Origin of the sequence: Blastococcus sp. VKM Ac-2987 (assembly GCF_026967805.1) — a bacterium.
Taxonomy (GTDB): domain Bacteria; phylum Actinomycetota; class Actinomycetes; order Mycobacteriales; family Geodermatophilaceae; genus Blastococcus.
In genome coordinates, this window is record NZ_JAPVBG010000002.1 from 600,584 (window position 1) to 622,786 (window position 22,203).

19 protein-coding genes are annotated in these 22,203 nt (G+C 73.7%); 11 read left to right on the forward strand and 8 right to left on the reverse strand.

Translation table 11 applies throughout. The features are described from left to right. Positions 1-65: 65 nt before the first annotated feature. The gene (locus tag O2W17_RS11765) at positions 66-1,106 is read right to left on the reverse strand and encodes a YihY/virulence factor BrkB family protein (protein ID WP_269192621.1); all 1,041 of its coding nucleotides are present in this window, start codon (positions 1,104-1,106) and stop codon (positions 66-68) included. A 133-nt stretch (positions 1,107-1,239) separates the two neighbouring features. After that, a complete protein-coding gene (locus O2W17_RS11770) occupies positions 1,240-2,751 on the reverse strand; it encodes an MFS transporter (RefSeq protein ID WP_269192622.1) in 1,512 nt (503 codons plus the stop codon). A gap of 204 nt (positions 2,752-2,955) precedes the next feature. Between O2W17_RS11770 and O2W17_RS11775 the strand changes: the two genes are divergently transcribed. After that, the gene (locus tag O2W17_RS11775) at positions 2,956-3,117 is read left to right on the forward strand and encodes a hypothetical protein (RefSeq protein WP_269192623.1); all 162 of its coding nucleotides are present in this window, start codon (positions 2,956-2,958) and stop codon (positions 3,115-3,117) included. A 70-nt stretch (positions 3,118-3,187) separates the two neighbouring features. On the opposite strand, the gene O2W17_RS11780 is transcribed toward O2W17_RS11775, so the two are convergent. Continuing rightward, complete coding sequence (locus O2W17_RS11780) at positions 3,188-4,984, reverse strand: acyl-CoA dehydrogenase (RefSeq protein WP_269192624.1); 1,797 nt, start codon at positions 4,982-4,984, stop codon at positions 3,188-3,190. Positions 4,985-5,098: 114 nt separating this feature from the next. Between O2W17_RS11780 and O2W17_RS11785 the strand changes: the two genes are divergently transcribed. Then, positions 5,099-5,554 (forward strand): hypothetical protein, encoded by a 456-nt coding sequence (locus O2W17_RS11785; protein WP_269192625.1) that lies wholly within the window; start codon positions 5,099-5,101, stop codon positions 5,552-5,554. Beyond that, positions 5,551-6,720 carry a zinc-dependent alcohol dehydrogenase gene (locus O2W17_RS11790; protein WP_269192626.1) on the forward strand — a complete coding sequence of 390 codons (1,170 nt, stop codon included), beginning with the start codon at positions 5,551-5,553 and terminating at the stop codon, positions 6,718-6,720. Before O2W17_RS11785 ends, O2W17_RS11790 begins: the two co-directional genes overlap by 4 nt. Positions 6,721-6,859: 139 nt before the next feature. Here the strand turns inward: O2W17_RS11790 and O2W17_RS11795 are convergent, their stop codons facing one another. Together O2W17_RS11795 and O2W17_RS11800 are read right to left on the reverse strand one after the other, a co-directional pair. Continuing rightward, positions 6,860-8,629, reverse strand: coding sequence for an MDR family MFS transporter (locus tag O2W17_RS11795; RefSeq protein WP_269192627.1), 1,770 nt, complete (start codon positions 8,627-8,629; stop codon positions 6,860-6,862). Beyond that, complete coding sequence (locus O2W17_RS11800; RefSeq protein ID WP_269192628.1) at positions 8,626-9,132, reverse strand: MarR family winged helix-turn-helix transcriptional regulator; 507 nt, start codon at positions 9,130-9,132, stop codon at positions 8,626-8,628. The genes O2W17_RS11795 and O2W17_RS11800 overlap by 4 nt, the downstream gene beginning before the upstream one ends. Positions 9,133-9,303: 171 nt before the next feature. Between O2W17_RS11800 and hrpA the strand changes: the two genes are divergently transcribed. Further along, a complete protein-coding gene (gene hrpA / locus O2W17_RS11805; protein WP_269192629.1) occupies positions 9,304-13,230 on the forward strand; it encodes an ATP-dependent RNA helicase HrpA in 3,927 nt (1,308 codons plus the stop codon). Positions 13,231-13,254: 24 nt separating this feature from the next. On the opposite strand, the gene O2W17_RS11810 is transcribed toward hrpA, so the two are convergent. Further along, on the reverse strand, positions 13,255-13,623 hold the full coding sequence (locus O2W17_RS11810) for a hypothetical protein (RefSeq protein ID WP_269192630.1): 369 nt from the start codon (positions 13,621-13,623) through the stop codon (positions 13,255-13,257). Positions 13,624-13,835: 212 nt separating this feature from the next. Between O2W17_RS11810 and O2W17_RS11815 the strand changes: the two genes are divergently transcribed. From O2W17_RS11815 to O2W17_RS11840, 6 genes are all read left to right on the forward strand, one after another. Next, on the forward strand, positions 13,836-14,225 hold the full coding sequence (locus tag O2W17_RS11815) for an ATP-binding protein (RefSeq protein ID WP_269192631.1): 390 nt from the start codon (positions 13,836-13,838) through the stop codon (positions 14,223-14,225). A 75-nt stretch (positions 14,226-14,300) separates the two neighbouring features. Next, positions 14,301-14,465 (forward strand): hypothetical protein, encoded by a 165-nt coding sequence (locus O2W17_RS11820; protein ID WP_269192632.1) that lies wholly within the window; start codon positions 14,301-14,303, stop codon positions 14,463-14,465. 85 nt (positions 14,466-14,550) lie between these two features. Continuing rightward, the gene (locus O2W17_RS11825; protein WP_269192633.1) at positions 14,551-15,900 is read left to right on the forward strand and encodes a cytochrome P450; all 1,350 of its coding nucleotides are present in this window, start codon (positions 14,551-14,553) and stop codon (positions 15,898-15,900) included. A gap of 78 nt (positions 15,901-15,978) precedes the next feature. Beyond that, positions 15,979-18,258, forward strand: a complete 2,280-nt coding sequence (locus O2W17_RS11830; protein ID WP_269192634.1) for a xanthine dehydrogenase family protein molybdopterin-binding subunit — start codon at positions 15,979-15,981, stop codon at positions 18,256-18,258. Next, positions 18,258-18,761 (forward strand): (2Fe-2S)-binding protein, encoded by a 504-nt coding sequence (locus O2W17_RS11835; RefSeq protein WP_269192635.1) that lies wholly within the window; start codon positions 18,258-18,260, stop codon positions 18,759-18,761. The genes O2W17_RS11830 and O2W17_RS11835 overlap by 1 nt, the downstream gene beginning before the upstream one ends. Continuing rightward, on the forward strand, positions 18,758-19,600 hold the full coding sequence (locus tag O2W17_RS11840; protein WP_269192636.1) for an FAD binding domain-containing protein: 843 nt from the start codon (positions 18,758-18,760) through the stop codon (positions 19,598-19,600). The genes O2W17_RS11835 and O2W17_RS11840 overlap by 4 nt, the downstream gene beginning before the upstream one ends. 3 nt (positions 19,601-19,603) lie before the next feature. On the opposite strand, the gene O2W17_RS11845 is transcribed toward O2W17_RS11840, so the two are convergent. Further along, positions 19,604-20,929 (reverse strand): sulfate adenylyltransferase subunit 1, encoded by a 1,326-nt coding sequence (locus tag O2W17_RS11845; RefSeq protein ID WP_269192637.1) that lies wholly within the window; start codon positions 20,927-20,929, stop codon positions 19,604-19,606. 68 nt (positions 20,930-20,997) lie between these two features. On the opposite strand from O2W17_RS11845, the gene O2W17_RS11850 reads away from it, so the two are divergent. Continuing rightward, positions 20,998-21,225, forward strand: coding sequence for a hypothetical protein (locus O2W17_RS11850; RefSeq protein ID WP_269192638.1), 228 nt, complete (start codon positions 20,998-21,000; stop codon positions 21,223-21,225). Here O2W17_RS11850 and cysD read toward each other — a convergent pair. Then, positions 21,216-22,124, reverse strand: a complete 909-nt coding sequence (gene cysD / locus O2W17_RS11855; protein WP_269192639.1) for a sulfate adenylyltransferase subunit CysD — start codon at positions 22,122-22,124, stop codon at positions 21,216-21,218. The two genes, O2W17_RS11850 and cysD, sit on opposite strands and share 10 nt — an antisense overlap. Positions 22,125-22,203: the final 79 nt, after the last annotated feature.

A 22,203-nucleotide genomic window follows, 5' to 3' on the forward strand; every position in this document is an offset into this window, starting at 1 on the left:
GCGAACGGCCCCCTCCCCGGGCGGGGAGGGGGCCGTTCGCGCGTGCGGTGGGAGCAGCGCCCCGGTTACGTGGTCTGCTGGGGCTTCGGGTCGTCCCGGGCGTCGAGCTGGATCTCCTTGTCGGCCCGCGGGATGCCCTGCTTGAGCTCCGTCGAGCGCTCCATCTCGGCGTCGAGCTCGATGCCGAAGAGCAGGGCCAGGTTGATCAGCCAGAACCAGATCAGGAAGATGACCACGCCGGCCAGCGCGCCGTAGGTGGCGTTGTAGCTGCCGAAGTTGGCCACGTAGAAGGCGAACAGCGCCGACGCGACGACGGCCACCAGGATCGCGACGCCGGCACCGGGGCTGACCCACTTGAACCCGCGCAGCTTCACGTTCGGGGTCGAGTAGTAGAGCACCGCGATCATGAGCGCCAGGATGACCAGGATGACCGGCCACTTGGCCCAGCTCCAGATGGTCAGCACGGTGTCGCCGAGGCCGATGGCCTGACCGACCGCGTCGACCACCGGGCCGCTGAGGACCAGCATCGCCACGATGAGGGCGGCGAACAGGATGCCGACCAGCGTGATCAGCAGCTGCAGCGGCTTGAGCTTCCAGACCTTGCGGCCTTCCGGCGTCTCGTAGACGACGTTCGCCGCGCGGGTGAACGCGCCGACGTAGCCGGAGGCGGTCCACAGGGCACCGACGAGACCGAGCACGAGGGCGAGGCCCGCCGCGCCGTCGTTCCCGGCGATCTGCTCGATGACCGGGTTGAGGGTCTCCGCCGCGGACTGGGGCACGACCGCGGTGAGCGCCTCGGTGAGCTGCTGCGGGGTGGTGAAGAGCCCGGCGATCGCCGCCAGGGCGGTCAGGGCGGGGAACAGCGCGAGCACGCCGTAGTAGGTCAGCGACGCCGCCCAGTCGGTGAGGCCGTCCTCGCTGAACTCCTTGACGGTGCGCTTGAGCGTGGCGCCCGTGCCGGTGCCGGGGTCCGCGCCGGTGGGCGCCTTGTCGGCCCGGGTGCCGTTGACGACGTCGTCGTCGGGGGCGGGATCGTGCCCGGCACGGTCGGTGCGGGAGCCGGTCTCAGCCGTCGATCGGCTGGACGAGCCAGTGGGTCGGGCCATGGAAGAAGTCCTCCGGTGGGCGGGGGCGGTCGCCTCCCTCGATGCCCCGGACGACCGGGTTCCATGCCGGACGCGCCGGTAACGGTTCGGCCAAGGGGTCCGTCCGCACCCGTCCGGTGGCGCGCGGCAGCCGTCAGCGGATGCCGGAGACCGGCGACCACTCGCCGGCGCCGGCGGTGGCCTGCTCGACGTCGGCCAGCCGGTCGGGGCGGGGCGCGACGCCGCCGCGCCGGTCGGCGCGCATGCCGAGGAGGGCGACCGCGACGACCACCGCGGAGGCCCCGAGACCGATCAGCGCGACGAGGGTGAAGGCGATCGCGCGGGGCAGGCCGGTGGCGGGGTCCAGGCTGCCGGCGATCAGCGTGACGGCGAGCGTGCTGCCCAGGGCCTGGCCCGTGGACCGGGCGATGGAGTTCACCGCGTTGGCGACGCCGGTCTCCTCCTCCTCGACGGCGTCGACCACCAGCGCGGGCAGGGCCGCGTAGGCGACGGTGACCGACAGCTGGGTGAGCACCCCGGCGACGATCACCCACGCCGGCTCCGCGCGGAGGCCGGCCAGCACGGCGAACCCGGCGACACCGGACAGCGCTCCCGCGATGAGCGTCGGCAGCGCGCCGAAGCGGGAGACCACCCGCCCGGCGAAGGGCGCGACGACGATGCCGAGCACGCCGCCGGGGAGCAGGTAGACGACCGCCGCCTCGAGCACGCCGACGCCGAAGCCGTAGCCGGTCACCTCCGGGGGTGACTGCACGTACTGCAGGACGGCGAGGAACGAGGCGAACAGCGCGATCCCGGTCATGAGGCCGGCCACGTTGGGCACGACGGTGCGCCGGTCGGCGAGCATCGCCGGGCGCACCAGGGGGTGCGTGGTGCGGCGCTGCAGCACCACCCAGCCCGCCAGCACGACCCCCGCCCCGGCGAGGCAGCCGAGCGTGGCCGGTGACGCCCAGCCCCAGCTGTGGCCCTGGGAGACGGGCAGGAGCAGCAGCACCAGGCCGGCGCCGAGCACGATCGCCCCCCACCAGTCGACCCGGCCGACCCCGGGGACCGGCCGGGCGGGCAGCAGCCACGCGGCCAGCGCCAGGGCGAGCAGCGCGACGCCGAGGCCGATCCAGAACGGGTGCCGGTAGTCGCCGTCGTCGCCGGTGAGCAGGGCGGTGGCCACCAGGCCGGCGACGCCGCCGACGGCGAGGGTGCTGCTGACCACCGCCATCCCGACGCTCAGTCGCCCCTCCGGCAGCTCCCGCCGGAGCACGCTGATGGAGAGCGGGAAGAGCCCGTAGGAGGCGCCCTGCAGCACCCGCGCGGCGAGCAGCACCGGCAGCGACGTCGTCACGATGGCGAGCAGGGTGCCGAGCGAGACGACCGCCAGGATGGCGAGGATCACCGGCCGCTCGCCCTTCAGGTCGCCGAGCCGGCCCAGGACCGGGGTGAGTACGGCGGCGGCCAGCAGGTTCGCCGACAGCACCCAGCCGGCGGCGCCGGCGGAGACGTCGAGCTGGTCCTCGATCCGGCCGAGCGACGGGACGACGAGACTCTGCAGGAGCGAGAGCGTGGTGACGCCCAGCGAGAGGGCCAGGACGAGCACCGCCGGGCGGGTGCCCGGACCCGGGCGCGGAGCCGCGGGAGCGGTGGGGTCGGGCACGCAGGAATGCAACCACGACGGGCCGGGGGCCCGGACGGCACGCCGTAGCCGACGGGCGGCTGTGGTTCCGATCACACTCCGTCAGGTGAAGTGGTCAGATGCACGATTGAGACGGTGTCGAACGGGGGACAGTGAGCCTCGACGACGTGCTGCCCGCCCGTGACCCGGCGGCGGTACCCGACGGTATTCGAGGAGATTGCATTGATGATGTTGTGGCCGGCCGTGACCCTTCTGGGCTTCCTGGTCCTGACGGCCCTGGTCATCGCGATGGGCACCCAGTCCACCGCCCGGTACGAGCAGGAGCAGCGCGCGGCGACCCGCCCGGCGAACGGGCGGCACTCCGCCTCCGAGGCCGTCAGGGCCTGACGCCCGCACCACGCACGACGGCGCCCCGCCGCTCCCTACGGAGCAGCGGGGCGCCGTGCTGTGCGGGGCCTCAGAGGACGTCGGCGGAGGTGTCGAGCACCGTGCGGTCGAGGGACTCCAGCAGGTCGAACTGCCCGCGGGTGCGCGGCAGCTCCCAGCGCCAGAAGTAGCGGGCCGCCGCGCGCTTGCCCTCGTAGAACGCGCCGGTGCCGCCCTCGGCCGCCAGAGCCTGCTCCAGCCACAGCCACGCCACCACGACGTGGCCGGCCGCCTCCAGGTAGACGTGCGAGTTGGCCAGCGCGAGGTCGGGGTCGCCGGAGCCCCACAGCGTGGCGGTGACCGCGCCCATGCGGGCGACCGCGGCGTCGAGGTCGGCGGCGAAACCGGCCCACTCGGTGCCGGCCGCGCGGGCCGTCGTCGCCCCGATCGTCTCGCCGAGCAGCCGCAGGCCGGCGCCGCCCTGCATCACGACCTTGCGGCCGAGCAGGTCCAGGGACTGGATGCCCTGCGTGCCCTCGTGGATCGGGTTGAGCCGGTTGTCCCGGTAGAACTGCTCCACCGGGTAGTCGCGGGTGTAGCCGTAGCCGCCGTGCACCTGGATCGCCAGGTCGTTGGCGGCCAGCCCCCACTGCGAGGGCCAGGCCTTGGCGACCGGGGTCAGCATGTCCAGCAGCAGGTGGGCGCGCTCGCGGTCCTCCTGGTTCTCCGCGGTCTGCTCCTCGTCGACCAGCCGCGCGCAGTACAGGCCCAGTGCCATCCCGCCCTCGGCGTAGGACTTCGCGGCCAGCAGCATCCGGCGGACGTCGGTGTGCTCGACGATCGGCACCATCGGCGAGGCCGGGTCCTTCGCGCCCGCCGACCGGCCCTGGGTGCGGGTGCGCGCGTAGTCCAGCGCGTGCAGGTAGCCGGTGTAGCCGAGGACCGTGGCGCCCACCCCGACGCCGATCCGCGCCTCGTTCATCATGTGGAACATGTAGCTCAGGCCGCGGTGCTGCTCGCCCACCAGGTAGCCGACCGCGCCGGCCTGCCCGCCCGGGGTGTGCACGCCCTCGCCGAAGTTGAGCAGCGTGTTCGTCGTCCCCCGGTAGCCCATCTTGTGGTTGAGCCCGGCCAGCACGACGTCGTTGCGCTCGCCCAGGCTGCCGTCGTCGTTCACCAGGAACTTCGGCACGATGAACAGCGAGATGCCCTTCACCCCGGGCGGGCCGCCCGGGATCTTCGCCAGCACCAGGTGGACGATGTTCTCGGTCAGCTCGTGGTCGCCGCCGGAGATCCACATCTTGTTGCCGCTGAGCCGGTACGTGCCGTCGTCCTGCGGCACCGCCTTGGTGGTGATGTCGGCCAGCGAGGAGCCCGCCTGCGGCTCGGACAGCGCCATCGTGCCGAACCAACGGCCCTCGAGCTCGGGCCGGACGAAGGTGTCGATCTGCTCCCGGCTGCCGTGGGCGAGCAGCAGCCGCGCGTTGCCCATGGTGAGGAACGGGTAGGCCGACGTGCCGACGTTGGCCGCCTTGAACCAGGCGAACACCGCCTGGCCGACGGTGTGCGGCAGCTGCATGCCGCCGTACTCCTCGTCGAACGACCCGGCCATGAGCCCGGCGTCGGTGAAGACCTTGAGGGCCTTGGCCACCTCGGGGATGAGCACGGCCTTGCCGTCGACCATGTGCGGCTCGTTCTCGTCGGCCGTGCGGTTGTGCGGCGCGAAGTGGTCGGCGGCGATCTGCTCGGCGAGGTCCATGACCGCGTCGAAGGTCTCCCGCGAGTGCTCGGTGAAGCGCGACCGCTTGGTCAGCGATTCGACGTCGAGCCATTCGTGGAGGAGGAAGTCCAGGTCACGGCGGGACAGGATCAGCGACGACGACGGCACGAGTTCTCCAGGGCGCGTATCTCCGGGGCGGGGCGAACCACCTCACAGTAGGCCGGTTGCTCCCCCACCGACGGCGGGTAGGTCGGGGGTCCGCCGTCGACCGGAGGAGCACCCGTGGAACTACCTGCCATCGTCAGCCGTGCCGGAGGGGCGCTGCTGAGCACCCTCCAGCACGTCCGGCTGCCCGGCGTCGGCCAGGCGTCGGTCACCGACGACCCGACGACCGCCGCCCACCGCTGGCGCGCGGTCACCGTGCTGAAGGCGCCCGACCAGGTCGGCTCGTCGGCGTCGCCGCCGCCCCCGCTGGACCGCCTCGGCGATCGCGTGGAGGTCCGCATCTCCGCCGCGCCGGGGGACAAGGGCACCGAGCTCGCGGCCCGGTTCCTCGGGACGCCGACCGACGACGAGATCGGCGAGCTGCGCGCGGCGCTGCGCGAGGCCAAGCAGCGGCTGGAGACCGGTGAGGTGCTGCGGGTGGACCCGCAGCCGCACGGCTTCCGGAAGCCGACACCCCAGGGCGCCGCGCTGGAGGGCATGACGGATCAGGCGGACAAGGAGGGCGTGCTGTGAAGGCCGCGACGTGGACCGGTGTCAACGAGGTGTCGGTGGAGGACGTCCCGGAGCCGACGCTGCTCAACGACCGGGACGTGATCCTGAAGATCAGCCAGTCGGTCACCTGCGGCTCGGACCTGCACCTGATCGGTGGCTACATCCCGTTCATGCGCGCCGGTGACGTGATGGGCCACGAGTTCATCGGGGAGGTCGTGGAGGTCGGCAAGGAGGTCCGGGACCGCAAGGTCGGTGACCGGGTCGTCGTCGCGCCGTTCGCGGCCTGCGGCAGCTGCTGGTACTGCAAGCAGGAGCTGTACTCCCTCTGCGACAACGGGAACCCGAACCCCGGGATCACCGAGGGTCTGTGGGGGCAGTCCCCCGGCGGGTGCTTCGGCTACTCGCACGCGATGGGCGGGTGCGCCGGCAGCCACGCCGAGTTCATGCGGGTGCCCTACGCCGACGTCGGCACGTTCGTGGTGCCCGAGGGGGTCTCCGACACCCGTGCGCTGTTCGCCTCCGACGCGGCGTCGACCGGCTGGATGGGCGCCGACCTCGCGGGGACGGAGCCGGGCGACGTCGTCGCCGTCTGGGGTGCCGGCGGCGTGGGTCAGATGGCCGCCCGCGCGGCGATGCTGCTGGGCGCCGAGCAGGTCGTGGTCATCGACCGCGTCCCCGAGCGGCTGGCGCAGGTCCGCGACAACGTGGGCGCCGAGGCGGTGGACTACACGACCACGGACGTCATCGCCGAGCTGCGCGAGCGCACCGGCGGACGGGGCCCCGACGTCTGCCTCGAGGCCGTCGGCATGGAGGCGCACGCCCCCGGTGCGCCCGGGATCTACGACCAGGTGAAGCAGCAGCTGCGGCTGCAGACCGACCGGCCGACCGCGGTGCGGGAGGCGATCATGGCCTGCCGCAAGGGCGGCACGGTGTTCACCCTCGGGGTGTTCGCCGCGATGGTGGACAAGTTCCCGCTGGGCGCGGCGATGAACAAGGGGCTCACCCTCCGCGGCGCCCAGGTGCACGCGCAGCGCTACATCCCCGAGCTGCTCGAGCGGATGCGGCGCGACGAGCTGGTCACCGAGCACCTGGCCACGCACGTGATGCCGCTGACCGACGCGCCCGAGGGCTACCGGCTGTTCAAGGAGAAGGAGGACGGCTGCGTGCGCGCGGTCTTCCTGCCCTGACCGCCGGCGGCGGCGCTCGGCGGTGACCCCGAGGCGGACATCCTGCCCGCCGGGATGTCCTCCCGCGGGTCACCGCCGCAGGGCTGCTGCCCCCGGTGCGTGACGCCCCCTCCCGCGGTGCGGGAGGGGGCGGCCGCGGTCAGCGCCGGGCGTCCGGCCGGTCGCCCGGCCGGCCGACCGGCGGCGGGACGGAGGTCGGTGCGGCGGCGCCGACTGCCTCCGTGGCCTCCTCGGCCGGGTCGAGCGGGTCGCTGGTCGCCGTCCCGGCCGCCTCGCCCTGCCGGGCCTGGATGCCCGACTTGGTGCTCAGGGCCAGCTGGGGCAGGAACAGGAACACGAAGAACCCGATCGCCACCACGCAGGCGGCGATGAGGAAGACCAGATCGATCGAGTTCGAGAAGCCGACCTTGAAGGGCTCGGCCAGGGCGGGTGGCAGCTCCTGGATGAACGAGGTGTCGTCGAGGGTGCCGCCGCTCCCGGCGCCCAGCTGCTGGAACTGCGGACCCAGCTCCGGGTTCGCCCGCACGGCGTCCTGGACGGCGGCGTCGATGTCCTGCGGCAGCCGGGTGAACAGCACCGACAGGAAGGCCGCCGTCCCGATCGTGCCGCCCATCTGGCGGAAGAACGTGACCGAGGAGGTGGCCACGCCCATCTCCCGCGGGGAGACCGCGTTCTGGACGGCGAGGATCACCGGCTGGAAGTTGAAGCCCAGCCCCAGGCCGAGCAGCACCATGAACGGCACCAGCGCCCAGATCGAGGTGTCCGACTCCACGAGGAAGGACATCGACAGCAACGCCACCACCATCAGCGCGACGCCGACGAGCGGGAAGACCTTGTACTTGCCGGTCCGCGAGATGGTGATGCCCGAGCTCATCGCGCCGACCATGATGCCGGCGACCAGCGGGATCATCTGCAGGCCGGCGAGGGTCGCGCTGGACCCCTGCACGATCTGCAGGTACTGCGGCAGCAGCAGCAGCCCGCCGAACATGCCGGCGCCCACGACGACCGAGCCGATGCCGCCCACGGCGAAGCTGCGGTTGGTGAACAGCCGCAGCGGGAGCAGCGCGTCGTCCCGGTAGGCCCGCTCGGCCAGGATGAAGAGCACGAAGCCGGTGGCGCCGATGGCGTAGCAGATGAGGGCGCCCGTCGAGGTCCAGCCCCAGATGCGGCCCTGCTCGGCGACGACGAGCAGCGGCACCAGGAAGGTGATCAGCGCGAGGGCGCCGGGCCAGTCGATGCGGTGCTCCCGGCGCTCGTGCGGCAGGTGCAGCACCCGCCACACCGCGGCGAAGGCGAGCACGCCGAGCGGGACGTTGAGCCAGAAGATCCAGCGCCAGCCGTCGACGCCGAGCAGCGTCCCCTGGCCGGCGAAGAAGCCGCCGATGACCGGGCCCAGCACGCTCGAGGTGCCGAAGACGGCCATGAAGTAGCCCTGGTACCGCGACCGCTGACGAGGCGGCACGATGTCGCCGATGATGGCCAGCGCGAGGGACATCAGGCCGCCGGCGCCGATGCCCTGGACCGCCCGGTAGGCGGCCAGCTGGTACATCGTGTCGGCGATGCCGCACAGCGCGGAACCGACGATGAAGACGACGATCGCGAACAGGTAGAACGGCCGCCGGCCGTAGATGTCGGACAGCTTGCCGTACAGCGGCGTGGAGATCGTCGACGTGATCAGGAAGGCCGTCGTCGCCCAGGCCTGCAGGTCGTAGCCCTGCAGGTCGTCGGCGATCGTGCGGATCGCGGTGGCGACCACGGTCTGGTCGAGCGCGGCCAGGAACATGGCGACCATCAGGCCGGCGAGGATCGTGACGATCTGCCGGTGGCTGAAGGCGCCACCGGAGTCGGGTGCGGCGGCGGCCGCACGGGCGTCCCGGCGATCGGCCGCGCTGGTGCGGGTGGAGGTCATGCGGTCACGGTCCGGTCGGTCGTCGTGGACATTAGGTCGGAGGGGAGGGTGGCCGCGACGCCGTCGAGCAGCCGTTCGAAGAGCGCGGTGAAGGTCTGCAGCTCCTCCTCGGTCCAGTCGGCGGTCACCTGGCGGAGGTAGGCCTCGCGTTCGACGCGGAGCTTGTCGAGCTGAGCGCGGCCGGCGTCGGTGACGACGAGGTTGCTGGCCCGGCCGTCGGACTCGTCGGCCGCGCGGCGGACCAGCCCCTGCTCCACGAGCAGGGTCACGTGCCGGCTGACCGTGGAGGGGTCGGCGTGCACCAGGTCGGCCAGCGCCCCCTGGCGCAGCGGGCCCAGCCGGCACAGCGGGAAGAGCAGCACGTGGGCCGCGCGGTCGCGCCCGCCCTCGGCGGCGTGCTGGTTCTTCAGGCCGTGCATCAGCCGCATGAAGCGGGGCAGCTGCTCGCCGAGGACGCCGACGCCGGCGTCGCGCGGGACGCCGGTGGTGGGGCTGCTCGTCACGGGAGTCCTCGGGGATCGGGGGAGTGGGACTGTGTGCACGCTACACCTTGTTGTAGGGACCATGCATATTGTTCGGCCGCACCCTCCGGCCGGCCGCCACGCGGTGCGATGCTGGAGGGGTCACCCGTCGGCGGTGACGCCGCCCGACCGGAGAGGAGCTCGAGAACCGCCGTGACCGCCCTGCACGAGGACCTCCGGTCGCGGCTGTCCCAGCTCACGCTCCTGGACGAGCACCGCCTCCGCCGTCGGCTGGACGGGCTGCGCCGGACCAGGGACGCGCAGGCCCGGGAGGCGCAGCGCGAGCGCATCGCGGCCGACGTCGCCGCCGCCGAGGAGCGGATCGCCCGGCGGCGCGCCGCCGTCCCCACCGTCAGCTATCCCGAGGAGCTGCCGGTCAGCGCACGGCGCGACGACATCGCAGCGGCGCTGCGCGACGCGCAGGTCGTCGTCGTCGCCGGCGAGACCGGGTCGGGGAAGACCACCCAGCTGCCGAAGATCGCCCTGGAGCTCGGCCGCGGGGTGCGCGGGCGGATCGGCCACACCCAGCCGCGCCGGATCGCGGCCCGGAGCGTGGCCGAGCGCATCGCCGAGGAGCTCGGCGCGCCGCTGGGCGAGGCCGTCGGCTACAAGATGCGGTTCAACGACCAGGTGTCGGACTCGACGCTGGTCAAGCTCATGACCGACGGTGTGCTGCTCGCCGAGATCGCGCACGACCGGCTGCTGCGCCAGTACGACACGATCATCATCGACGAGGCCCACGAGCGGAGCCTCAACATCGACTTCCTGCTGGGCTACCTGGCCCAGCTGCTGCCCCGGCGGCCGGACCTCAAGCTGGTCATCACCTCCGCGACGATCGACGTCGAGCGGGTGGCTGCCCACTTCAGCGGCGCCCCGGTCGTCGAGGTGAGCGGGCGCACCTACCCGGTCGAGGTGCGCTACCGCCCCGTCGTCGACCCGGACGACCCCGAGGCGGACGAGGACCGTGACCAGGTGAGCGCGATCCTGGACGCCGTCGACGAGCTCGTGGCCGAGGGGCCGGGCGACATCCTGGTCTTCCTCGCCGGCGAGCGGGAGATCCGCGACACCCAGGACGCGCTGGCGGAGCGGGACCTCCGCGGCACCGAGATCATCCCGCTGTACTCGCGGCTCTCGGCCGCCGACCAGCACAAGGTCTTCGCCCCGCACAGCGGGCGGCGCATCGTGCTGTCCACGAACGTCGCCGAGACGTCGCTGACCGTGCCCGGGATCCGGTACGTCATCGACCCGGGGACCGCGCGGATCTCGCGGTACAGCCATCGCACCAAGGTGCAGCGGCTGCCGATCGAGCCGGTCAGCCAGGCCTCGGCCCGCCAGCGCTCCGGCCGCTGCGGTCGGCTCGGCCCGGGCGTCGCGATCCGGCTGTACACCGAGGCCGACTTCGACGGACGGCCGGAGTTCACCGACCCGGAGATCCTGCGCACCAACCTGGCCTCGGTGCTGCTGCAGATGGCCGCCCTCGACCTGGGGGCCATGGAGGACTTCCCGTTCGTCGACCCGCCGGACCGCCGGGCGATCGCCGACGGTCTGGCGCTGCTCGAGGAGCTGCACGCGCTCGACGAGAAGGGCGCGCTGACGCCGACCGGGCGGGCCCTCGCCGCGCTCCCGCTCGACCCGCGCATGGCGCGCATGGTCGTCGAGGCGAACGAGCGCGGGGTGCTCGACGAGGTCCTGGTCATCGCCGCCGGGCTCACCATCCAGGACCCGCGCGAGCGGCCGAGCGAGCACCAGCAGGCCGCCGACGAACTGCACCGCCGGTTCGCCGACGAGAACTCCGACTTCCTGGCCCTGCTCAACCTCTGGCGCTACCTCGCCGAGCAGCAGGAGGCCCTGAGCGGCAATCAGTTCCGCCGCACCGTGAAGCGGGAGTTCCTGCACTACCTGCGCATCCGGGAGTGGCAGGACCTGCACGGCCAGCTGCGCGGCACGGCCCGGCGGCTGGGCATGGCCGTCGGGGAGCCGGCGGCCGAGCCCGACGAGCGCGGGATCCACGCCGCGGTGCTCGCCGGCCTGCTCTCCCACGTCGGGCTGCAGATCGAGCAGGCGAAGGGGGACAGGCGCCCGGGGCGGGAGTACCTCGGCACCCGCAGCACCCGCTTCGTGATCGCGCCCGGCACCCCGCTGGCGAAGAAGCCGCCGCGCTGGGTCGTCGCCGCGGAGCTGGTCGAGACCAGCCGCCTGTTCGCCCGCACGGTGGCCCGGATCGACCCCGAGACCGTCGAGAAGCTCGCCGACCACCTGGTCAAGCGCCAGTACTCCGAGCCGCGCTGGGACGCCAAGCGCGGCTCCGTCGTCGCGACCGAGCGGGTCACCCTGTACGGCCTGCCGCTGGTGGTCGGCCGCCGGGTGCAGTACGGCTCGATCGACCCGGTGGTCTCGCGGGAGCTGTTCATCCGGCACGCGCTGGTCCAGGGGGAGTGGACGACCCACCACCGCTTCTGGGCCGAGAACCAGCGGGCCGTCGAGCAGGTGACGGCGCTGGAGGAGCGCGCCCGGCGGCGGGACATCGGGGTCGACGACGAGACGGTGTTCGAGCTCTACGACGCGCGCATCCCGGCCGACGTCGTCTCCACCCGGCACTTCGACCGCTGGTGGAAGCAGGCCCGCCACCGGCAGCCGGAGCTGCTCACCTTCACGCCCCAGATGCTGACGAACGCGGCCGTGGCGGCCGAGGTGCGCCCGGAGGACTACCCCGACGAGGTGCGCCTGACGCAGGGCCTCACGCTGCCGCTCTCCTACGCCTTCGCGCCGGGCGCGGCCGACGACGGGGTGACCGTTGACGTGCCCCTCGGCGTGCTCGACGCGGTGGCGCAGCGGACGTCGGGCGAATCGCTGGCGTTCACCGTCCCCGGGGTGCGCGAGGAGCTGGTGACGGCGCTGCTGCGCACGCTGCCCAAGCAGCTGCGTCGCGCCCTGGTCCCGATCCCCGACCGGGTCCGCGCCGTCCTGCCGCAGATCGACCCCGGCGAGCCCCTCCTGCCGGCCCTGGAGCGCGAACTCCGGCGGGCGGCCGGGGTGGTGGTCCCGCCGGACGCCTGGCAGCCGGACCAGGTGCCCGACCACCTGCGCGCCACCTTCCGGGTGCTCGACGACCAGCAGCGGCCGCTGGCCACCGGCAAGGACCTCGCGGCGCTCAAGGCGGAGGTCGCCCCCCACGCGCGGGCGAGCCTCGCCCGCGCCGCCTCCGAGCTCGAGCGCACCGGCTTGACCACCTGGGACCTCGGCACGCTGCCCCGGACCGTCGAGGTGAGCCGCGGGGCGCACGTGGTGACGGCCTACCCGGCGCTGGTCGACGAGGGCGGCACCGTCGGCGTCCGCGTGGTGGCGACCGAGGCCGAGGCGACCCGGTTGACCTGGCGCGGCACCCGGCGGCTGCTGGTGCTGGTGGCGGGCTCGCCGGTCAAGCAGGTCGTCAAGCGGCTGGGCCCGGCCACCCGGCTGGCGTTGCAGTTCAACCCGGACGGCGAGATCCCCGACCTCGTGGCCGACTGCGTCGACGCGGCCGCCGACGAGCTGATCGCCGCGGCGGGCGGGCCCCCGCGCGAGCCGGAGGCCTTCGCGGCGCTGGTGACGACGGCCAAGGCGCAGCTGCAGCCGCTCACCGTCGACGTCGTCGGCCGGGTCGAGGCCGTGCTGACCCGGGCGCGCGAGGTGGCGGGGGCCATCGGTGCCGCGCCGGGCCGGCGGGTGCCCGAGGCCGCGGTCGCCGACCTGCGCCGCCAGATGACCGGGCTGCTGCACCGCGGGTTCGTGGCCGCGACCGGGCGTCGCCGGCTGCCCGACGTCGTCCGCTACCTGACGGCGATGGCGCACCGGCTGGAGAAGCTGCCGGCCAACGCGGTCCGCGACGAGCTGTGGGCGCAGCAGGTGGCGGCGGTGACCGCCGAGTACGAGCAGCTGCGGGCGCAGCTGCCCCCCACCGGGGCGCCGGACGACCCGGTGACCCGGGTCCGCTGGATGATCGAGGAGTTGCGGGTGGGCCTTTTCGCGCAGAAGGTCGGCACCCCCCGGCCGGTCTCCGAGCAGCGGATCTACAAGGCGATCGACGCCCTGCTGGGCTGAGCGCCCGTCCGGCCGGCCGGGGGGTCAGCCGGTCGGCCCGCCGCCGGTCTCGCGGAGGAGGGCGGAGATCCGCTGCCGGGTGACGCCGAACAGGGCCGCGATCCGGTTGATGCTCACGTCCTCGCGGTGCAGCGCGGCGGCCTGCTCGCGGCGCCAGGTGTGGCCGGCCGTGGCCAGCGTGCCGAGCACCGTGGAGATGCTCTCGACGACCAGGGGGCGGTCCTCGGCGGTGACCAGCTCGAGCCAGGGGCGGCCGGACCGGCGTTCGGCGAGCAGCCGCTCGGCGCGGGCGCGGGCGCGCTCCAGTTCCTCGATCGAGGTGTCGATGCGCTCGACGAGGCGTTCCAGCGACTCGACGGCGAGGTCGTCGGACGACGGGTGAGGGGCGTTCATGCTGCTCCTCACGGGTCGGTGATCAGGACGGAGGCACTCTAGCCGGACATGTATTGCACCCAACCAGCCTGCGGCGCAATAGGGGTTGCGTCAGGTCCCCCGGTTGGGGATAGTTGCGCACAACCGATCCACTTCTCCGCCCTCCCTGCCGATGACGACAGCACCGGGCGCTCTGGCCGCTTCCCTCGTCCGCCGGCAGAACGGAACCGCGCATGTCCACCCTCTCCGCCAGCCTGGACCTCCCACCCGTCGCCGCGAGCGTCCCGGCGGCACGGCGCCTGGTGCGTCAGCTGCTCCGGTCCTGGGGTGCGCGGCAGAACCACGAGGACGCGGCGCTGCTGGTGACCGAGCTGGTCGCCAACGTGGTCGACCACGTCGGGGGGAGCGCCTGCCTGACGCTGGAGGCGACCTTCTCCGACGACTGGCTGCGGCTGGCCGTCGTCGACTGCTCGCCCGCCCGGCCGGAGGTGCTCGAGCTCTCGCCGGACCGGCCGCGCGGCCGCGGGATGCTCATGGTCGAGCTGCTGGCCGACCGGTGGGGGTGCGAGGAGCACCGCGACGGCAAGCGCGTCTGGTTCGAGCTGCGCCCTCCCCGGCTGTGACCTACCGGCTGGTTTGCCGCGGTCGCCGAGCGGGGACCGGCGAAGAGGAAGCCAGCCGAAGGAAGGGACTGCGCGATGAGCGAGCCGAACACCCACGCTGCCGGTGAGGGAGTCTCCGACGAGGAGATGATCGAGAGCGTCTCCGGCCAGACCGACAGCGCGTCGGAGAACGCCGACGTCGCGGGCAAGGACTGGGACGGCGACCCGGGCGCGGCGCCCGCGCCCAGCGACGAGGCCTGACCCCCTCCACGTCCCCGCACCGCCCCCGGCCCCTGCGGGGCCGGGGGCGGTGCCACGTCCGGGCCGGCGCTGGGAGACTGCGCCGATGAGCGCCACCACCGCCCCCCGGCCGGCCCTGCCCGGAGCGGTACCCGGGTCGCTGGCCCGCCCCGCCCGCACCGCGGTTCGCTGGGCCGTCCGGCACGGCCTGCCGGCGGTCTACCTGTCCCGCAGCGCCCGCCGCGGCGACCTGGTCGGCCGGCTGATGCGCGATCCGTCGCTGCGCGAGCACCCGTACGACCTCTACGAGCAGCTGCGCGCCCGCGGCCCGCTGTCGGGCAGCAGTTTGGGCCTGGTGACGACGTCGCACCCCGTCGCCCAGGAGATCCTGCGCAGCGACCGGTTCGGCGTCGGGTGGGACCGGTCGACCGCGCCCGCGGTGATCCGCTGGGCGCTGGAGTTCGGGGACGACCCCACGGCGGCCGGCGTCGCCGAACCGCCGTCCATGCTCGTGGTGGACCCGCCCGACCACACCCGGTTCCGCCGGCTGGTCAGCCGCGCCTTCACCCCGCGGGCGACGGCGGCCTTCGAGCCGGCCATCCGGCGCACGGCCGAGCGCTTGCTGGACGACCTGGAGGGCCGCGACGGCACGGTGGACCTCGTCGGGGCCTACGCCGCGCAGCTGCCGGTGCTGGTGATCGCGGAGCTGCTCGGTGTGCCCGTGGAGCGCCGCGAGGACTTCCTGCGCTGGGGCGCCGCGGCCGCCGCGACCCTCGACCCCGGGCTGCCGCTGCGCCGCTTCCTGTCGGCCGAGAAGGCGCTGCGGTCGATGCACCGCTTCCTGGCCGAGCACTTCACCCGGCTCCGCCGCGAGCCCGGGGAGGACCTGGTCAGCCGGCTGGTCACGCTGCCGCCCGAGGAGGCGCTCACCGACCGGGAGCTGCATGCCACGGTGCTGCTCCTGCTCGGCGCCGGCTTCGAGACCACGGTGAACCTCCTGGGCAACGCCGTCGTGCTCCTCGACGCGCACCGCGACCAGTGGGACGCCCTCCGGGCGGGCACCGCCGGGTGGGACGACGCCGTCGAGGAGGCGCTGCGCATCGACAGCCCCGTGCAGCTCACCGGCCGCTCGGCGCGGGCCGACGTCGAGCTGGCCGGGCGGACGGTGGCCGCCGGCACCCGCGTGACGCTGCTGCTGGGGGCGGCCAACCGCGACCCCGACGTCTTCCCCGACCCGGGGCGCTTCGACGTCACCCGCCCCGACGCCCGCGAGCACCTGGCCTTCTCCGGCGGCATCCACTACTGCGTCGGTGCGGGGCTGGCCCGGCTGGAGGGCGCCATCGGGCTGGCGGCCCTCAGCGAGCGCTTCCCTGCGCTGCGGGTGGCCGGCCGCCCGCAGCGCCGGGACCTGCAGACCCTGCGCGGCTTCGAGGTGCTGCCGGTCCGGCTGACCTGAGCGACCAGCCCCGCGGTTGGCGCACCGGGGTGGATCGGAGATAGTGACCGGGGTCTCCGGCCCGGCGGAAGGAAGCGCATGAGCATCCTCGGTACCCGTGTGGTCCGCACGGAGGACGCGCTGTTCCTGACGCGCGGTGCGACCTACACCGACGACCTGGTCGACGACCGGCTCACCGGTGCGCTGCACGCGACCTTCGTCCGTTCCCAGGTGGCCCACGGGCGGGTGCTCGCGGTCGACGCCTCCGCCGCTCGCGAGGCGGACGGGGTCGTGGCGGTGTACACCGCCGAGGACGTCGACCTGGTGCCCATCCCGCCCGGCCGCCCCATGGTGCCGCCGGCGATGACCCGGCCCTGGTTCGCCGGGGACACCGTCCGGTTCGTCGGCGACCTGATCGCCGTCGTCCTCACCGAGGAGCGCTACCAGGGCGAGGACGCCGCGGAGCTGGTCTCGGTGGACATCGAGCCACTGCCGGCCGTGGTGACCACGGCCGACGCGCTCGCGGACGAGGTCCTGGTCTTCCCGGAGGCCGGCACCAACCTGATGGCCGCGTTCGGCGAGCCGGCGCCGGCGGACTTCTTCGACGGCTGCGAGGTCGTCGTCCGCCAGGCCGTGGTCAACCAGCGCGTCGCCCCCGTGCCGCTGGAGACGCGGGCGGCCGCCGCGGCCTGGGGCGAGGACGGCCGGGTCACCATCTTCTGCTCCAACCAGGGCGCCCAGCAGGCGAAGGCCCAGATCGCCGGCTGGCTCGGCCTCGACCCCGCGGTGGTGCACCTGGTCACCCCGGACGTCGGCGGCGGCTTCGGCGCCAAGATCGGCGCGGACCCCGAGTTCGCCCTGGTCGCCTGGCTCGCGCGGCAGACCGGTCGCCCGGTCACGTGGGTGGAGAGCCGCTCCGAGAACCTGGTCGGCATGCTGCACGGCCGCGGCCAGGACCAGGTGGTCGCCATCGGCGGCCGGCGGGACGGCACCGTGCAGGCCTACAGCCTCGTCGTCGACCAGGACTGCGGCGCCTATCCGCGCCTGGGGCCGGTGCTGCCGAGGCTGACCGTGCTCATGGCCCCGGCCGTGTACGCCTTCCCGAAGGTGCACGCGCAGGCCCGGGCCGTGGCCACGAACACCACCCCGATCGGCGCCTACCGCGGTGCCGGGCGGCCCGAGGCCACCGCCGCGGTGGAGCGGGCCGTGGACCTGTTCGCCGCCGAGATCGGCATGGACCCCGCCGAGGTCCGCCGGAAGAACCTGCTGCCCGCCTTCTCCGAGCCGCACACGACGGCGACGGGCGCGGTGTACGACAGCGGTGACTACGCCGCCGCGCTGGACAAGGTGCTGGCGGCCGGCGGCTACGGGGAGCTGCGCGCCGAGCAGGCCCGTCGCCGCGAGCGCGGCGACGTCAGGCAGCTGGGCATCGGGTTGTCCGTCTACGTCGAGATCACCGGCGCCGACAACGGGCTCGGGGCAGGGGAGTCCGCCGGGATGGAGGTCCACCCGGACGGGACGGCGACCGTGCTCACCGGCACCTCGCCGCACGGTCAGGGGCACGCCACCGCCTGGGCCATGATCGCCAGCGAGCAGACCGGCATCCCGGTGGATCGGATCACCGTCGTCCACGGGGACACCGACCTGATCCCGCGCGGCGCCGGCACCATGGGCTCGCGCAGCCTGCAGCAGGGCGGTGTCGCGGTGCACCGGGCCGCCACCGAGCTCGTCGAGCTGGCCAGGCAACGCGCGGCGGAGCAGCTGGAGGCCGACCCCGCCGACCTGGAGTTCGACCTCGGCTCGGCCGCGCTGGGCGTGCGCGGCACCCCGGGCACCGGCGTGACGCTGGCCCAGCTCGCGGAGCAAGAGCCGCTCCTGGTGCGGACCCGTTTCGACGCGGGCGGCCCGACGTTCCCGTTCGGCGCCCACCTCGTCGTCGTCGAGGTCGACACCGAGTCGGGCAAGGCCGAGGTGCTGCGGGTCGTGACCGTCGACGACGCCGGCACGATCGTCAACCCGCTGCTCGCCGAGGGGCAGCGGCACGGCGGGATCGCCCAGGGGGTCGCCCAGGCGCTGCTCGAGGAGGTCCGCTACGACGCCGACGGCAACCCGCAGACCTCGACGCTGGCCGACTACCCGTTCGTCTCGGCGACGGAGCTGCCCAGCTTCGAGCTCGTGGACATGGCCACCCCGACGCCGATGAACCCGCTCGGCGCCAAGGGCATCGGGGAGTCCGGGACGATCGGCTCCACCCCGGCCGTCCACAACGCCGTCATCGACGCGGTCGCCCACCTCGGCGTCCGGCACATCGACATGCCCACCACGCCGATGAAGGTCTGGCGGGCCGTCCAGCAGGCCCAGCAGGAGGGCACCCACTGATGCAGGTCTCCATGACCGTCAACGGCCGGCAGCGCAGCGACGACGTCGAGCCCCGGCTGCTGCTGGCGCACTACCTGCGCGACGTGGTCGGGCTGAAGGCCACCAACATCGGCTGCGACACCACGTCCTGCGGTGCCTGCACGGTCATCGTCGACGGGCTGTCGGTCAAGTCGTGCACCCTCCTCGCCGCCCAGGCCGAGGGCGCCCGGGTGACCACCCTGGAGGGCCTGGCCGGTCCGGACGGCGAGCTGCACCCGATGCAGCGGGCCTTCCGCGAGGAGCACGGCCTGCAGTGCGGCTTCTGCACCCCGGGCATGGTCCTGGCCGCCATCGGGGTCCTGGCCGACAACCCCGACCCCAGCGACCGCGAGGTGCGCGAGGGCCTCGAGGGCAACCTCTGCCGGTGCACCGGCTACCACAACATCGTCCGGGCGGTGCAGAGCGCGGCCAGGTCCGGTCCCGCCGCCGGGCAGGTGCCGCAGGGGCCGGAGGCGGCGCGATGATCCCCGGGCCGTTCGAGCTGGTCCGGGCGACGTCGGTCGACGAGGCCGTCGCCGCGCTGGTCGAGCACGGCGACGACGCCAAGATCCTCGCCGGTGGGCACTCGCTCCTGCCGTTGATGAAGCTGCGGCTGGCCATGCCGGGGGTGCTCGTCGACATCGGCGGCATCCCCGGGATGTCCTACGTCCGGGTGGAGGGGGACGAGGTCGCCATCGGCGCGGGCACCCGGCACCACGAGCTGGAGAAGGACGCCGTCGCCGCGGCCGAGGTGCCGATCCTGCCCTGCACCGCCGGTCAGGTCGGTGACCCCCAGGTCCGCCACCGGGGCACGATCGGCGGCACGGTGGCGCACGGCGACCCGGCCTCCGACCTGCCCACGGCGCTGCTGGCCCTGGGCGGCGACGTCGTCGTCCAGGGGCCGGACGGGCGCCGGACGGTCCCGCTGACGGAGTTCTTCCTGGGCTTCTTCGAGACGGCGCTGGCCGAGGACGAGGTGATCGTCGAGATCCGGGTGCCGCGCACCGGGTCGGCCGGCTGGGCCTACGAGAAGTTCACCCGCCGGGCCAACGACTGGCCGATCGTCGCCGTCGCCGCGGTCGGTCACCGGACCGGTGGGGTCGGTGGGCCGTACGGCGTGGCGCTGGCCAACATGGCGGGCTCCGTGGTGCGGGCGACCGCGACCGAGGAGGCGCTGGCGCGGGGGGCGTCGATCGCCGAGGCCGCCGCCCTGGCCGACGAGGGCACGAATCCCTCGGCGGACATGCACGCCGACCAGGAGTACCGCCGCCACCTCGCCCGGCTGCTCACCCGCCGGGCGCTGGAGCGGGCGGCCGCCGCCTGAGCGCTAGGTGCCGGGGACCAGCATCCCCGCGCCGACCGTGGCGTTGGTCGCCTCGTCGACGAGGATGAACCGGCCGGTCACCCGGTTGCGCGAGTACTCGTCGACGAACAGCGGCTGCGTGGTGCGCAGCCGCACGCGGCCGATGTCGTTGAGCCCCAGCTCGCCGGCGCCAGGCTCGCGGTGCAGCGTGTTGATGTCGAGCCGGTACTGCAGCTCCTTGACCACCGCCCGCACCGACCGCGTCGTGTGCTTGATCGCCAGGCGCTGCCGTGGGCGCAGCGGTTCGTCGGTCATCCAGCACACCAGCGCGTCGAGGTCCTGCGACACGCGCGGCGCGTTGGCCGGGCGGCAGATCAGGTCGCCCCGGGAGACGTCGAGGTCGTCGGTCAGCCGCACGGTCACCGCCATGGGCGCGAAGGCCTCCTCGACCGGGCCGCGCGGGCCGTCGATGCCGGCGATCGTCGTCGTCAGCCCGCTGGGCAGCACCTGCACCTCGTCACCGGGACGCAGGACGCCGCTGGCGACCGTGCCGGCGTAGCCGCGGTAGTCGTGGTGGGCCTCGGACTGCGGCCGGATCACGTACTGCACCGGGAAGCGGACGTCGACGAGGTTCCGGTCGCTGGCCACGTGCACGTGCTCGAGGTGGTGCAGCAGCGAGGGGCCCTGGTACCAGGGGGTGCGCTCCGACCGGCGGACGACGTTGTCGCCCTGCAGCGCCGAGATCGGGACGACGGTGAGGTCGGGGACGTCGAGCTTCGCGGCGAACGCGGTGAACTCGTCGCGGATCGCCTCGAAGGTGTCCTCCGACCAGTCGACGAGGTCCATCTTGTTGACCGCGACGACCAGGTGCGGCACCCGCAGCAGCGAGGCGAGGAAGGCGTGCCGCCGGCTCTGCTCGAGCATGCCCTTGCGCGCGTCGACCAGCACGATCGCCAGGTCGGCGGTGGAGGCCCCGGTGACCATGTTGCGCGTGTACTGCACGTGCCCCGGGGTGTCGGCGAGGATGAACGTCCGCCGCGGCGTGGCGAAGTACCGGTAGGCGACGTCGATGGTGATGCCCTGCTCGCGCTCGGCGCGCAGTCCGTCGGTGAGCAGGGCGAGGTTCACGTAGTCGCCGCCGGCGCTGGCCCGCTCGACCGCCTCGTACTGGTCCTCGAACACGGCCTTGCTGTCGTAGAGCAGCCGGCCGATCAGCGTGCTCTTCCCGTCGTCGACGGAGCCGGCGGTGGCGATCCGCAGGATGTCCTTGCGCGCGGTCGCGATCTCGACGGCCGCCTCGGCGGCAGCCGAGTGGACGTCGACGGGGGCGTCGTGCTGGGCGGCGGTCATCGGGAGCTCTCCTGGCAGAGGACGGCGGCGGGGCGGACGCTGGGGTCCGACGCCCGGGGAGGGAGCCAGTGTTCGTGTTCGCCGCGGCGGTGCCCGCGCTGCTGGTCGTGGTGCTCGGCTACGTCGTGGGCTACGCGGTGGCCGCGTGGATCTGCGGCCTGCTCGGCGTGGACGGCCAGCGGCCGCCGGAGGTGGCGGGCTGGCTGACCGGGCTGGTGCTCCTGGCCGTCGTCGTCCGCGTGCTGGTGAACCGGTGGCGGCGCCGTGCCCGGGAAGGTGCGGGCCATCAGAAGTAGCCCTCCTTCTTCCGGTCCTCCATCGCCGCGTCGCTGACCTTGTCGTCGCCGCGCGTCGCGCCCCGCTCGGTCATCCGGGTCACCGCGATCTCGGCGATGACCTCCTCGACCGTGGTGGCGGTGGAGGGCACGGCCGCGGTCAGGTTCGCGTCGCCGACGGTGCGGTAGCGGACGCTCTCCCGGCGGACCTGCTCGCCCTCGCGGGGCGAGATGAACTCGTTGACCGCGTAGCGCATCCCCTGCCGCTCGACGACGTCCCGCTCCTGCGCCAGGTACAGCGCCGGGATCGCGATCTCCGCGCGCAGGATGTACTGCCAGATGTCCAGCTCGGTCCAGTTCGACAGCGGGAAGACCCGGATCGACTCGCCCAGGTGGATCCGGCCGTTGTAGAGGTCCCAGAGCTCCGGCCGCTGGTTCTTGGGGTCCCACTGGCCGAACTCGTCGCGGAAGGAGAACACCCGCTCCTTGGCGCGGGCCTTGTCCTCGTCGCGCCGGGCGCCGCCGAACAGGGCGGTGAAGCCGTGCTGCTCGACCGCGTCGAGCAGCACCGGGGTCTGGATGCGGTTGCGGGAGCCGTTGGGCTCCTCCTTGACCGTGCCGGCGGCGATCGCGTCGGGCACCGAGGCGACCACCAGCTGCACGCCGAGCTCGGCCACCCGCCGGTCCCGGAACTCCAGGACCTCGGGGAAGTTCAGCCCGGTGTCCACGTGCATGACCGGGAAGGGGATGCGAGCCGGCGCGAACGCCTTCCGGGCCAGCTCCAGCATCACGATGGAGTCCTTGCCGCCGGAGAACAGCAGCACCGGCCGCTCGAGCTCGGCGACCACCTCACGGATGACGTGGATGGACTCGGCCTCCAGCGTCTCCAACTGGCTGAGCCGGTAGTCGGGGGTGGTCACGTGCGGGAGCTCCAAGGGATCGGGGATCGGGTCAGCCACCGGCGGCAACCCGATCGGCTTGGTGCGGATTCCCGCACAG

Coding starts and splice junctions, on each gene's coding strand:
- O2W17_RS11845 (WP_269192637.1), bottom strand. CDS start 20,929: ATGACCGCCGCCCAGCACGACGCCCCCGTCGACGTCCACTCGGCTGCC.
- O2W17_RS11835 (WP_269192635.1), top strand. CDS start 18,258: ATGCAGGTCTCCATGACCGTCAACGGCCGGCAGCGCAGCGACGACGTC.
- O2W17_RS11765 (WP_269192621.1), bottom strand. CDS start 1,106: ATGGCCCGACCCACTGGCTCGTCCAGCCGATCGACGGCTGAGACCGGC.
- O2W17_RS11810 (WP_269192630.1), bottom strand. CDS start 13,623: ATGAACGCCCCTCACCCGTCGTCCGACGACCTCGCCGTCGAGTCGCTG.
- O2W17_RS11820 (WP_269192632.1), top strand. CDS start 14,301: ATGAGCGAGCCGAACACCCACGCTGCCGGTGAGGGAGTCTCCGACGAG.
- O2W17_RS11830 (WP_269192634.1), top strand. CDS start 15,979: ATGAGCATCCTCGGTACCCGTGTGGTCCGCACGGAGGACGCGCTGTTC.
- O2W17_RS11795 (WP_269192627.1), bottom strand. CDS start 8,629: ATGACCTCCACCCGCACCAGCGCGGCCGATCGCCGGGACGCCCGTGCG.
- O2W17_RS11775 (WP_269192623.1), top strand. CDS start 2,956: ATGATGTTGTGGCCGGCCGTGACCCTTCTGGGCTTCCTGGTCCTGACG.
- O2W17_RS11840 (WP_269192636.1), top strand. CDS start 18,758: ATGATCCCCGGGCCGTTCGAGCTGGTCCGGGCGACGTCGGTCGACGAG.
- O2W17_RS11815 (WP_269192631.1), top strand. CDS start 13,836: ATGTCCACCCTCTCCGCCAGCCTGGACCTCCCACCCGTCGCCGCGAGC.
- O2W17_RS11825 (WP_269192633.1), top strand. CDS start 14,551: ATGAGCGCCACCACCGCCCCCCGGCCGGCCCTGCCCGGAGCGGTACCC.